Below are 11,060 nucleotides of genomic sequence, written 5' to 3' on the forward strand. Positions count from 1 at the left end.
CGGAGACCTTAGACAAGCCTCATCGTCCCAGTTCAGAAGGCACTTTCGCATTCCCGCCCACGATCCGGTCCCAGCCCGACGTGAAACGCGGAGGCCAACGGTGTAACTCGTGTGGTGTGAGTTATCGGCGGCCGACAGAGAGTCGGCCGCCGAAGGCGATGTCGAAGGCCTGCAGTGCCGGCTTCCAACGCATGATCCACCGATCGCGGGACAGAGCCAACAGTTCTGTGTCGGATTGGTGTCCAGTAAGCGATTCCATCGTGTTGTGCCGTATGACCAGGTCACCTTGATCCGGAAAAGAACGTCTCGGTGGCCCGACAGAGTGGCTCGTCAGACCCCTGGGCGCTGGCAGGCCCTATTGCAGAAGGGGTCAGCAGGGAGGCCGGACTCAGCCTAGGCTAAAAAAGGGACCCGCAGCCGAGCAGGGAGGGACCTGAACAATGGAAGACGCGAGTGAGATGAACGACGTGCGGGCTCAACTAGCCGGGGACCCGTCCGAGCATGGCCAGACACTGACGAAGCTCGCCGAAGCCGTGGGTGTCCTCGTTACCGGACAGGCGGAGCACAGCCGCATCCTCCGTGCACAGGGACAGGCGTTGGAGGACCAGACTCGGATGCTGCAGACGCTGGTCTCCGGGCAAGCGGCGCTTCTCGAAGAGCTGCGCGGTCAGGGCGGGAAGTAGCAGGAGCGCGTTGATGAGGAGGCCGGCTTCTTCACTGCCTGAGCTTTGATTTTTAAGCTGCCGCTGCGATTTTGGCGCGGTGGGCTTCGAGTGTGGGTTCGTGTTTGACGGTCTTCCCGACGTCATAGCGGGGCGTCGGCCTGCGATTCTTCGTGCCGGGTGGGCGTCCTGGGCCGGGTCGTGTCGGTTGTGGCACGGCTGCCGGGCAGGGCGCGTTCGCGCGGTTGCGGAACCCGCGTCGGACCCGGGCGGGCGTGAGCCTGTTCGGCGGCGCGGGTTTCTCCCACGGGCGACGCAGGTCCTCGGCGAGGGGCCGGGCGAGGCGGAGCTGGGTGTGGGCGACGATGATCAGCCAGGTCCACAGGTCCGCGGTGTCGGGCCGGCGGATCTTTGGGGTGGTCCATCCGAGCGTCTGCTTGATCAGTCTGAAGGTGTGTTCAAGATCGAACCTGCGCAGGAACGTGCGCCAGATCCGGTCCAGGTGCTCGGTGTCGATGCCGGTGGCGGAGGACCACAGCCACAGCGGCTTCGCGTCCCTCTCTCCAGGCAGATGATCGACCTTCAGGCGGACCAACGTGCCGTGGATCAACGGGATTTCGCCCTCGTGGTCAAGCCACGGACCGCGCTTTTGCAGGCGCTGGTGCATCCGGTCCCACGCACGGGCCTCCGCCTTTCCGTAGCGGGTGGTCTCCGTGGTCGTGGTGGTCTCGGGCTCGTGCCAGCTGTCGGGCTTGGCGAAGGTGAAGACGCCGCCGTGCCGGCGCGGGCGCCCGCCCCTGGGACCGGAGCGGGCCTCACCCGGGTCGCGGAGCATGACCCGGTCCGAACGCAGCCGCCCGATCACCTCGACCGGCAGGTCCGCGAGCACGTGGGCCAGACGGGTCACGTCGTAGCCGGCGTCCATCACGACGAGGATATCCGGATCGCCCCGGTGCCAATGGCCTGCCGCGACGATGCAGTCGACGACCTCGCGCAGTTGGGCCGCGGTGACGGCGGTCGCGTCGTCGGCCGGTCCCAGGCGAACCGCGTCCAGCAGCCCTACCCAGGACGTGCGTCCGGACTCCAGGGCGGCGACGAAGGAGTAGGGCCAGCCGGGGGACGAACTGGTCGGCGTTTCTGCCGCGGCCGTAGACATGGCAGAACAGGCGCTCGTCGCTGGTCGGGGCGTCGGGCCGCAGCCAGTTGGAAACGTCCACGGCCAGCCCGATGCGCCCGTCCGCGAGCCGTGGCAGCGGCAGGCCGGCCAGGGCGCGACGCAGCCGCGTCGGCTCCAACCAGCCCCGGTCCAGCGCACCGTGTCCTCGCCGGTGTTCAAGGGCGAGCGACAACTCGACCAGCGTCTTCACCGGCCCGTCCACGCACAGCACCGCGTCCGTCAGCTCGAAGAGCGCGTCGGCACGGGTGTACAGACAGTCGTAGAAATCAACCCGAAAGCGGGACAACGCGCCCAACGCCTCGCCTGCAGGCGTTTCGAGGGGGAGACTCATACGCAGCGGCCGTTCTCTCGTGCTTCGTGACTCGACACCTCGAAGTGTGGAGAACGGCCGCCTCCGCTGTCTCGGGAAGAAGCGCAGATCAGCAGGTCGAGTGACCGACGAGGTAAAACGCCAAGCTCAGAGCAGGGCAGTGGGACAGCGTGCAGGCAGGTATGCCGTCCCTGTCCGACGGGCTCGGCCAGGGGCCGGGCCGTCTCTCCGACGATCTCCACGCGGAAGGTGCCGGCCGCGTCCGCGTACATCGGGGCGCCGTTCGCGGTCACCTCGGTGGTGGCGTGGACGACGACGACCTCGGGCGGGCAGTGTCTGCCGGGCTCTCCCGGCAGGGTAACCGCGTAGCGCAATGGGGTGTCCATGGGGCTGCTACTCATCCGACGTACCGGGCGCTTCCCAAGGCCGCGTGCACGCTGGGGTGGATGGTGAAGGCCGCGTCGGTGCCGGTGATCTCCAGCAATCTCATGGTCTGAGGCGGCGGGGCAGCCAGCATCATCTCGACTTGTGCGGCTTTCGCTCCCAGGCGGGCGGCGAGCAGGGCGTTGAGGCACACGGAGTAGCAGAAGGTCTGGTTGGCCAGGTCGATGACCAGCCAGGGTGGGCGGTCCTGGAGTGCACGGGAGAGGGCATTGTTCAGCCTGCGGCGGTCTTCCTGGTCGTCGGCCACGCCGTCGAGGCGGACGATCACGGCCGTTCCGGGAATCTTCGTGGTGGTGATCCGAAGGTGCGGAGTGAGAATGGGCGGGGGGTCAGGGCAGTCGTCCTGGCGCTCTGCCCGGCTGCCCAGATTCTTGAAGTGCTTGTGTATGGCCACTTCGACTGCCCTACTGGCGTTGGCCCCACCGATCACGGCCCCTACTGGACCAGCTGCCAGAGTTCCCAACACCTACAAGAGACCAGTGATACGAACATCCTTGCGCGGAGCGATGTCACATGCCCAGGACTCGACGGGCTTCATCAGGGCAGAATTCCCGCACGATGATGCAAGCGGAAGGACGAGATTTCCCAGTCGCTGTCAGGCCGGATAGTCGCGATGATCCAGGGCGCTGGCGCCCGGCAAACGCCATCGGGCTCGCGGACGCGCCCATAGCGTTTGACGGTGTTCAGGGCCAGGTGCAGGCGGCGGGTGAAGTTCCACCCTGCGGTTGGACACTGTCCGTCTACGCCGCCAAGGCGTGACCTTGCTGGTGTCGCTGTCGGATCTCGAGTGGGGTGAGGTAGCCCCACTGGGGGTGCTTGCGCAGAAGGTCTCGATGAACGCGAAAATCTCCGCGCGGGCGGTGGCGCGGTCCGGCCAGATCCGGGTGCCGATCTCCTCCTTCAACACGGCGAAGAAGCTCTCAGCGACAGCGTTATCGTAACAGGAGCCGACTCGTCCCATCGACTGCCTCATGCCCAACTTGCTTATCTCAGTTCGGAATTCAGTCGACGTATATTCACTTCCGCGGTCCGAGTGGAAAATGCAGCCGCGCTCCAGGCCACCGCGGCCGGCTGCCATCCGCAACGCGGCCACCGGCAGCTCGGCGCGGTGGTGGTCGGCCATCGCGTAGCCGACGACCTCGCGGGTGGCCAGATCGATGCAGGTGGTCAGGTAGAGCCAGCCTTCCTCGGTCGGCAGGCAGGTCATGTCGCCGACCAGCCGCATCCCGGGGCGGGGTGCGGTGAAGTCGCGCCCGATCAGGTCCGGGACGAACACCGGCTTGCGGGCCTGGCGGGTCAGGCCACGGCGTCGGCGCCGGGTGACGCCCGTGATGCCGCGCTCGCGCATGATCCGCTCGACCTTCTTCCGGTTGACGGCCCGGCCCTGGCGGCGAAGTTCCGCGTGCACGCGCGGGACGCCGTAGGCGCCCCTGGAAGCGAGGTGGATCACGGTGATCTCGGCCGCGAGCAGTTCCTCCTCGCGCAGGCGGGCCCGGCGGCCCGCCAGGCACAGAACGACGACCGGGAGATCCCCAAGACGGCACAGATCCGCTTGACGCCCCAGGCGCCATGGTGATCATCAACGAAACGGAAGCGGATCACCGTGTCGTCTCGGTCGCGAAATAGGCGGCCGCCTTGCGCAGGATCTCAATCGTCTTCTGCTGCTCGACGGTCTGGCGCCGCAGCCGGGTGAGCTCCTCGCGTTCGGCGCTGGTCAGCTCGTCCGGCCGGCCCTCGCCCCGGTCGGTCTTGTCCTGCTTGACCCAGCCCCGCAGCCCCTCCGGGCTGACCCCCAGTTCCCGGGCGATCTCGGTGACGTTCCGATGCGGCGAGGACCGGACGAGCGCGACCGCGTCCCGCTTGAACTCCGCCGTGTACCGCTTGGCCATGTTGGTCTTGATTCCCACCTGGTGCTGCTTCCTCCGGGCTTGCATCGCCCAGTCTCCAGGTGTCCAACCTCAAGGGGAAACTTCAGGGCCATTGTTCAAAGACACGCTGCTCCTGGGCACGGATAGCGGCTTGGAGCTCTGCGTCGAAAGGCCGGCATCGAGAGCTTGCGACGGTCGGTCATGATCATCAGTCATGCAGCCCGAACGGGGCCGGGTAGGCCAAACCGCCCCCTGCCTCCCGCAAGGGACCGACCACAATGCCGTGCTCTGCCAAGCCGCCGCGCCCACCTCGCGGTCTGGCTCTGTCGGTAGGGCCAGACCGCTATCACGGGTGGTAGTGGTCTGGCCCTCCCAACACAGCCAACGAAGACGGCCCGGGCGGCTGGGGCGTCGCAGGTCTCGTCCGCTACGCGCTGATGCCAAGGTTGGCGAGTTGGCCTTCGTAACGTTGCCGCAACCGTTCGCCGAACTGCTCGGGGTCGAGGGCGTCGATCCGGGGCACCCCGGCCAGCCCAGCCCGCATCTTCCCCCCGGTCAGCAACGGGTGGATCTGGTAGGCGCCCGGCTCCAGGAGCCAGGCCAGATTCTTGTCCGCCAGTTGCTTCACGGCCCGGTTGACGCTCGGCGCACTCAGCCCGAGCAGGCTGCCCATCTCGGCCTGGGAGAGGTCGGCGCACCCGTCGTCCGGATCCTGGTAGGCGAGCAGTGTGGCGAGCAGGCGATGGCTGTTCGAGGTCAGCTCAACCAGGCTGAGGACGGCCAGCGCCTCACGGCTGATGGTCACCATCTCGGTAGTGGGGATCGGCGGGACGTACCGGGTGGTCGTCATCTGGAGTCCTCGGTCAGGGGCGCGAGCGCCTACCGGCTAGCTGATACGTTGAGCATCCAATGTCAGGTTAGGCCCGCTCCGCTGCAACGGAGCGGGCCTCGCCGTCTCAGGCGCTCCGAACAGCCCGAGCTTTCGAGGCCGCCGGCATCTTGTTCGTCTCTGCCTTAGTCGAGCCCAGCAGCACGACGTTCACGGCCTTGGCCACCGACCGCTGCTCGTCCCGGCGCTCCTTGCGCCAGGCCGCGGCGTACTCCGGGCCGGGCATCAGGAACTCGGGCACCATCGCGACCCAGACGTCCTGGGCCAACTCCTGATCCACGCTGGACCCGGCGAAGGTGAGGAACGGGTTCAGCTGGTAAACCGAGCGGCGCGCGGTCCGCAGCCAGCCGATCTCGTTGAAGAACAGCAGGGACTCGCCGACGTAGGTCCGCGAGACGCCGGAGGCGGCACTGATGTCGCGATGGGTGGTCTTCAGCATGCCCAGCGGCGCCCTGCGCGGGGCCTTCCCGCTCATCTGCTGAAAGCCGACCAGGGTGCACCAGGTCCGCATCCAAGTCTGCGGGATGTCCATCTGGGCGAGGGTGAGCATCATCAACGGCGCGTCGGTCGTGTAGCCCTTGGTGGTGTCGGACTCCGCGAAGGTGCGGCCCGAGATCTTCTGCACCGAGTAGACGACGTTCCCCTGGCTGTCGAGCCGGGTCACCAACTGCTCGCCGTAGCCCAGCTTGGGCTTGTCAGCCATCGGTGCTCTCCAGGTCCCTTGATCCAATGTCACCCGGGGCACTATCACGAGTGATAGTGCTTTGGCCCTACCGTTAGGGCCAAAATCGCCTCGGCGAGTCGCCCGGCTGCTTCCGGCGGTGGGTCCGGGAGCCTGTGGATAACTCCGCCGGTTTGGCCTGGCCAGTGAGGCCAAAGTGGAGAGCGTTTGGCCCTGCTGGCCAGGGCCAAACAATGACTGACACAAAGTGGTCATTTTCGCAGGTCAGAGCACATTCTTTGACCAGTTCTTCCGGCGGGGCTCTCTTCTACTCCTGCCGCGCGGGAGAACCCGCGCTCCCGTACCTGCCGGCCCAGCGGCACCTTGCGTCGCAGTGGCTGCCACATATGGTCTGACCTGCGGATTTGCGGCTGGGGTGGCCTCCGGTGGGCTGACTGCCCGTGCCGCTGCCGCCGCCCGGGCCGGGCTCGATTTGGCCCTGCTGGCCAGGGGCGGCCGGGGGTCACTGCGCCAGTCATGGAAGTCCGGCTGCCGCCGGACCCGGGCCTTGACGGCCCTTTCCACGCCTATGAGTTCCAGTGGCTGGTGCTCGTGCCCTACCCCTGCTGGTTCCGCTGGTCCGGTGACCGGCGCGGGCACCGCGTGGTCCCGGCCAGCGCTCCCAGGTCGTGAGGGTGAGCAATAGGGTCTTCGTCAGCAGGTGGTGACGTCGGCACCCGCTCGGTGGCGTCTGTCAGTGGGCAGCGCTGCCGACGGCGCGGGCCATGCGCAGAGGCAGGGCGCCGATCGAGGTGGGCTCGTCGACGATGACCAGGACGCGGCCGAACTTGGCAGCGAGCTTGTCGAAGACGGCCCGCAGGTTCGGTTCGCTGTTGGGAAATCGCTTGTCGAACACGGTCTTGCCAGCGGCGGTCAGGCCGTGGCCATAGCAGTCGCCATGGCCGACGTCCCGGCCAAGGAAGACCACGATGTCAGTGCTCCTGAGCATCACCCCACGAGGGTCATTCGCCCTCCTGGCCTCGCCCGTCCGCACCGTTCGCGCGCATCCACATCTGCGGTTCTCTCACGTGGCCGTCACGGATTGAGCTGGGGCAAGCCGCTGCTGCCGACTGATCGGGGCTATGTGTGCGGGGTGGTGCTGCCGAGCTGTTCGCGGTGGGCGAGGTCGGCCTGCTCCAGAAGTCGGCGGCTCACGTTCGGGACGAGGGCGTGCAGGGCGCCCAGCGCCCACTCCGCACGCTCGCCGCCCTGCTGGAGGCTGTAGAGGTAGAAACGGGCGGCACCGTAGACGGCCTCGGCCAGGACGAGGAGCTCGCCCTGCGGTCCAGGCGGCAGCGCGTCGGCCAGCACCAGCGGCCGTTCATTGGGCGCAGTACCCAGCCCGCCACCCACGCCGGCATCAAGCACGGCTGTTTTGGTGGGCGGCGCGTCTGGGGCTGCGGCGGCATGCTCGGCGGCGCAGCGCCGTCCGTACGCGGTGTTGCGGCATTTCGTGCCGCATATGGTCCGCCGCCGTTCTCGGCCGGCCGACTGCAGCCGTGTAGCGCACACCTCGCACGATTCAGGCACGGCACTGACGGCAGGGGCGAATCCTTGATCGGACGTCACCTTGCCAGGTTACGGCTTTCGTGACGTCACGAGAGGCATCACACCTCCGACCTGCGGGGCAAGTTGTAGGCCATGCGGTCGGGTGCCCAGGCGCGGCAGGCCCGGTCGGCGATGACGCATCGTCCATCACGGCAAGCACCGGCATGGAGCGGTCGCGCGGCGGGTCGCGCAGCCCGCGCCGCACTCCGAGGAACTTCCCCAGGGAACCCGCATCCGGTTCGGGGCGGCTGCGGTGAAGTCGCGCTGCACCAAGTCCGGGGTGGGGCACCCCCCGCGGCGCGGCGGGTGTGGGAGTGGGGCCGGCGGGGGCTGACGCCCTGCAGTTCGGCCTGACGCATCAGGGGTTCGGCTCGCTTTCGGCCGACCCGGGTGCCCTCGCGCCGCAGGACGGCGTGGACGAGAGGGGAGCCGTAGGTCTCGTGGGAGTCGGCGTGGATGCGGCGGATGTGCTCGGTCAGCTTGCCGTCTGTACACGCGTTGTCTCCTCCTTGCGTAGGCGCCGGGGCGGAACGTCGGATCGTGGCCGAGGCCGGTGCGGGTGGCGGATCCGGGTGAGCACGCGTCGGCCGAAAGATTAGGTGCGCGGTCCGGCTTCAGGCACCACGACGGCCACCGCGCCCCCCAGCTTCGCCTGGGCGCCCCTGACCTGCTGCTGTGGCTGAACGGGGGATTTCGCTGACGGGTGGATGCGGCGGTGGCGCGGTCTGGGAATTGCACTCACGGTTCGTTTCTCCGCCCTTTCGGGCGGTTACCCAACGGGAGTCTTGATATGAAGCGATTCACTTCGGGCCTGGTCACGGTTCTTCTGGCCTCCGGCACCTCCGTGTTCGGCTTTGCTTCCCAGGCGCAAGCCGCCATCGTCCAGGTCAGCCCCGCCGATCTCGGCCCCCGGGGTCCCTGGTTCCGTCTCCAGGATCAGCCGGGCAACGCAGACCGGGCCCACGGCGTCCAGGAGGTGTCGCCGTTCGCCGCGCCCGACACCTTCAACGGCAGCCTCCACCTGGCCGTCGGGCCGGGAGAGCAGTCCCAGGCCGCCCACTACTTCCCGCCCACACCGCTGGACGAGATCGCCGCCTCTCCACTGTCCTACAACACGTACGTCGACAGCGCCCACTCATCCGCGACTGGCACCGGCCCCAACCTCCAGCTGCCGATCTACTGCCTGGGCGAGTTCACGACGCTGAGCTTCCAGCCGCAGCTGGCCACCGACGCGCAGGGCAACCACGGCATCGTGCCGGACACCTGGCAGCACTTCGCCTCCGGCCCGGAGGGCATCTGGACCAGCTCGCGCAGCATCCCCGGCACGCCGATCACGGCGGGCGGCGACTACCCGCTCAGCACCTACGTGAGCACCTGCACCGGCGCTAACAGCAGGGCTGTCGGTGTCATCGCCAACGTCGGAACGCTCGGTGACCCAAACGCCACCCTCGACACCTACGTCGACAACATCACGGCGGGCGGCAGCACCTACGACTTCGCCGTGGACCGCAGGGGCACCGGCACCGTCGAGCTCGAACACGGCGAGAGCTCGCGGCACGAGCGTAGGGTGGAGGGCACCGTCACCTTCGAGAGCCCCGCGGACGGCCCGCACTTCCGGCACGTCGGCACCCGGATCACCATCGCCGATGGCAGGCAGGGCCTTGACCCGGCGGCCGTGCAACTGACCGCAGACGGGGTACTGGTCCCGCTGGCCCAGGATGCCCGCGGCGAGCTGACCGGCATCGTGCCGGGCGCCCACCTGACGGACTTGCTCCCCGGCCAGTCGGTGTCCACGCACATCGAGATCACTTTCATGGTCCCCGACCGTCTCGAGCGGGTGGGCCAGGTGACCGTGACCGCCGAACTCCTCGCTCAGGGCTTCACCCCGCTTCAGCCCACCGGCGTCACTGGGCGCGATACCATCCGCCCCTGACCCACGAGGTGGCCGACCGAGCCCTGGCGGACCTGCGCAGAGCGGCCGGCCACACCCAGGGAGCATGTCAGAAAGTTGGCTCTGTCCCGTAGTCGATGGTAGCGAAGCGTGACTGGCGTCGTTGGCAGGTCATGCGAGATGCCGACGCACTTGTGGCTACGGTGCTTTCCGGGCTGTCGCTCCTGGCGATCGAGGGCGTGGTGGATGAGGGTGCGGCGATTCGGGTGGTGGCCCGGACCATGGACGGTCCGGTGCCCTGCTCGGTCTGCGGGGCACCGACGGACCGGGTGCACGGCTTCCACCACCGGACGGTGGCGGACGTGCTGACGGATGGCTGGCGGGTGCTCGTGGTGGTGCGCGTGCTCCGCCTGGCCTGCCCGGTGCTGGGCTGCAGACGGCAAACGTTCCGCGAGCAGGTGCCCCGGCTGCTGGAGCGATACCAGCGCCGGACGAGCCGCCGCGCGAGCGGGCCGAGCCGCATCCCGGCTCCTCGAACTCGCCACGCCGGCCTCCCGGTCCACGGCCTTGCGGATGTTGTTGCGGGTGCCGCTGCCCACGCACCGGGTGCCACGGGTTCGGGGCGTGGACGACTTCGCCCTGCGCCGCCGCTGCCGGTACGCGACCGTGCTGATCGACGCCGAGACCGGCGAGCGGATCGATGTGCTGCCCGGCCGAGGCGCCGATGCCCTGGAGGCGTGGCTGCGCGAGCACCCGGGGGTCGAGATCGTGTGCCGGGACGGCTCCGGGGCCTATGGCGAGGCCGTTCGCCGCGCTTTGCCCGAGGGAGTGCAGGTCGGCGACCGGTGGCACATCTGGCGCAACCTCTGCGAAGCCGCCCTGAAGGAGGTGCGGGCGCACTCCGCTTGCTGAGCGGCCGTGAATCCGCCCCGACCGGAAGGCGTGCGCGCAGTGACCACCCGCGAGCAGTGGCGTCAGGTCCACGAGATGCTCGGCAAGGGCGTGGGCCTGCTGGAATGCGCCCGCCGCCTGAACCTGGCATTGAACACGGTCAAGCGCTATGCGCGCGTTCCCGAGCCCGACGGCCTTCGCCGGGCGCCACAGTACCGGCCTGTCGGCAACGGGTGAGAACTGGTTCTGGATCACTTTCCGGGCTCTGTCGCTGATTGAGGGGTCTTGGCTGGTTGATCACGGTGATAGGAGGATGCGGCGGCGTAGGAGATCGAAGTTGGCCCGGCCGTACATCTGCCTCTTCAGGAGCTTGATCCTGGTCACGTTGCCCTCGACTGCTCCCGAGGTGAGCGTGGTGTGCAGGGCTGCGAGAACGGCTGCGTGGTCGCGTCGGATGCCGCCGGCCAGGGTGCGGAGTTCTGGTTGTCCGTCGAGGCGGACGTCAGCGAGCCAGACGTCGAGGGCCAGGTCCTCGCTGCGGCGTTCGCGGACCATGGTGGCCAGACGCCGGGCGTACTGGGTGGTCGTGGCCAGAGCCGGGTTGCGTTCGCACAGCTCGTCGAGGCACTTGCGTTCGGTGTCGTCGAGCCGCTCGGGTC

The 11,060-nt window shown here is 68.2% G+C and carries 12 protein-coding genes and 3 pseudogenes; 4 read left to right on the forward strand and 11 right to left on the reverse strand.

The features are described 5' to 3' along the window. Window positions 1-458: 458 nt before the first annotated feature. Window positions 459-683, forward strand: a complete 225-nt coding sequence (locus tag ACWGKU_RS38315; RefSeq protein WP_401049270.1) for a hypothetical protein — start codon at window positions 459-461, stop codon at window positions 681-683. A gap of 52 nt (window positions 684-735) precedes the next feature. Here the strand turns inward: ACWGKU_RS38315 and ACWGKU_RS38320 are convergent. The 4 genes and pseudogenes from ACWGKU_RS38320 to ACWGKU_RS38335 form a co-directional block, all read right to left on the reverse strand. Then, window positions 736-2,170 (reverse strand): annotated as a pseudogene (locus ACWGKU_RS38320) (NF041680 family putative transposase). Beyond that, window positions 2,167-2,550, reverse strand: coding sequence for a DUF6296 family protein (locus ACWGKU_RS38325; protein ID WP_401049271.1), 384 nt, complete (start codon window positions 2,548-2,550; stop codon window positions 2,167-2,169). Before ACWGKU_RS38325 ends, ACWGKU_RS38320 begins: the two are co-directional and overlap by 4 nt. Next, window positions 2,547-2,987 (reverse strand): STAS domain-containing protein, encoded by a 441-nt coding sequence (locus ACWGKU_RS38330; protein WP_331768723.1) that lies wholly within the window; start codon window positions 2,985-2,987, stop codon window positions 2,547-2,549. The genes ACWGKU_RS38325 and ACWGKU_RS38330 overlap by 4 nt, the downstream gene beginning before the upstream one ends. A gap of 201 nt (window positions 2,988-3,188) precedes the next feature. After that, window positions 3,189-4,043 carry an IS3 family transposase gene (locus tag ACWGKU_RS38335; RefSeq protein ID WP_331768724.1) on the reverse strand — a complete coding sequence of 285 codons (855 nt, stop codon included), beginning with the start codon at window positions 4,041-4,043 and terminating at the stop codon, window positions 3,189-3,191. On the opposite strand from ACWGKU_RS38335, the gene ACWGKU_RS38340 reads away from it, so the two are divergent. Beyond that, a complete protein-coding gene (locus tag ACWGKU_RS38340) occupies window positions 4,035-4,169 on the forward strand; it encodes a hypothetical protein (protein ID WP_331768725.1) in 135 nt (44 codons plus the stop codon). The genes ACWGKU_RS38335 and ACWGKU_RS38340 overlap by 9 nt on opposite strands. A 22-nt stretch (window positions 4,170-4,191) precedes the next feature. On the opposite strand, the gene ACWGKU_RS38345 is transcribed toward ACWGKU_RS38340, so the two are convergent. From ACWGKU_RS38345 to ACWGKU_RS38370, 6 genes and pseudogenes are all read right to left on the reverse strand, one after another. Beyond that, window positions 4,192-4,500, reverse strand: coding sequence for a transposase (locus ACWGKU_RS38345; protein WP_452180826.1), 309 nt, complete (start codon window positions 4,498-4,500; stop codon window positions 4,192-4,194). Between the two features lie 388 nt (window positions 4,501-4,888). Further along, window positions 4,889-5,311, reverse strand: a complete 423-nt coding sequence (locus tag ACWGKU_RS38350) for a helix-turn-helix domain-containing protein (protein WP_331768727.1) — start codon at window positions 5,309-5,311, stop codon at window positions 4,889-4,891. Between the two features lie 106 nt (window positions 5,312-5,417). Continuing rightward, entirely contained in the window at window positions 5,418-6,053 is a 636-nt protein-coding gene (locus ACWGKU_RS38355) for a hypothetical protein (RefSeq protein ID WP_331768728.1), read from the reverse strand. A gap of 727 nt (window positions 6,054-6,780) precedes the next feature. After that, window positions 6,781-7,020, reverse strand: a pseudogene (locus ACWGKU_RS38360) (IS110 family transposase); the annotation flags it as partial. Window positions 7,021-7,151: 131 nt separating this feature from the next. Next, complete coding sequence (locus ACWGKU_RS38365) at window positions 7,152-7,439, reverse strand: hypothetical protein (RefSeq protein ID WP_331768729.1); 288 nt, start codon at window positions 7,437-7,439, stop codon at window positions 7,152-7,154. A gap of 239 nt (window positions 7,440-7,678) precedes the next feature. Beyond that, on the reverse strand, window positions 7,679-8,215 hold the full coding sequence (locus tag ACWGKU_RS38370; RefSeq protein ID WP_421813770.1) for an IS3 family transposase: 537 nt from the start codon (window positions 8,213-8,215) through the stop codon (window positions 7,679-7,681). 194 nt (window positions 8,216-8,409) lie between these two features. Here ACWGKU_RS38370 and ACWGKU_RS38375 point away from each other — a divergent pair, with 194 nt between their 5' ends. Together ACWGKU_RS38375 and ACWGKU_RS38380 are read left to right on the forward strand one after the other, a co-directional pair. Then, the gene (locus ACWGKU_RS38375) at window positions 8,410-9,552 is read left to right on the forward strand and encodes a hypothetical protein (RefSeq protein ID WP_331768730.1); all 1,143 of its coding nucleotides are present in this window, start codon (window positions 8,410-8,412) and stop codon (window positions 9,550-9,552) included. A gap of 131 nt (window positions 9,553-9,683) precedes the next feature. Beyond that, window positions 9,684-10,620, forward strand: a pseudogene (locus tag ACWGKU_RS38380) (ISL3 family transposase); the annotation flags it as partial. Window positions 10,621-10,698: 78 nt separating this feature from the next. Here the strand turns inward: ACWGKU_RS38380 and ACWGKU_RS38385 are convergent. Continuing rightward, a partial coding sequence (locus ACWGKU_RS38385; protein ID WP_452180827.1) for an ISL3 family transposase occupies window positions 10,699-11,060 on the reverse strand: 362 nt, incomplete at its 5' end.

The sequence above is a fragment of the Kitasatospora sp. NPDC054768 genome, assembly GCF_053612025.1.

Bases quoted from the DNA above. Each gene is read 5' to 3' on its own strand.
- ACWGKU_RS38315 (WP_401049270.1), top strand. From the start codon at position 459: ATGAACGACGTGCGGGCTCAACTAGCCGGGGACCCGTCCGAGCATGGC.
- ACWGKU_RS38325 (WP_401049271.1), bottom strand. From the start codon at position 2,550: ATGAGTAGCAGCCCCATGGACACCCCATTGCGCTACGCGGTTACCCTG.
- ACWGKU_RS38350 (WP_331768727.1), bottom strand. From the start codon at position 5,311: ATGACGACCACCCGGTACGTCCCGCCGATCCCCACTACCGAGATGGTG.
- ACWGKU_RS38355 (WP_331768728.1), bottom strand. From the start codon at position 6,053: ATGGCTGACAAGCCCAAGCTGGGCTACGGCGAGCAGTTGGTGACCCGG.
- ACWGKU_RS38375 (WP_331768730.1), top strand. From the start codon at position 8,410: ATGAAGCGATTCACTTCGGGCCTGGTCACGGTTCTTCTGGCCTCCGGC.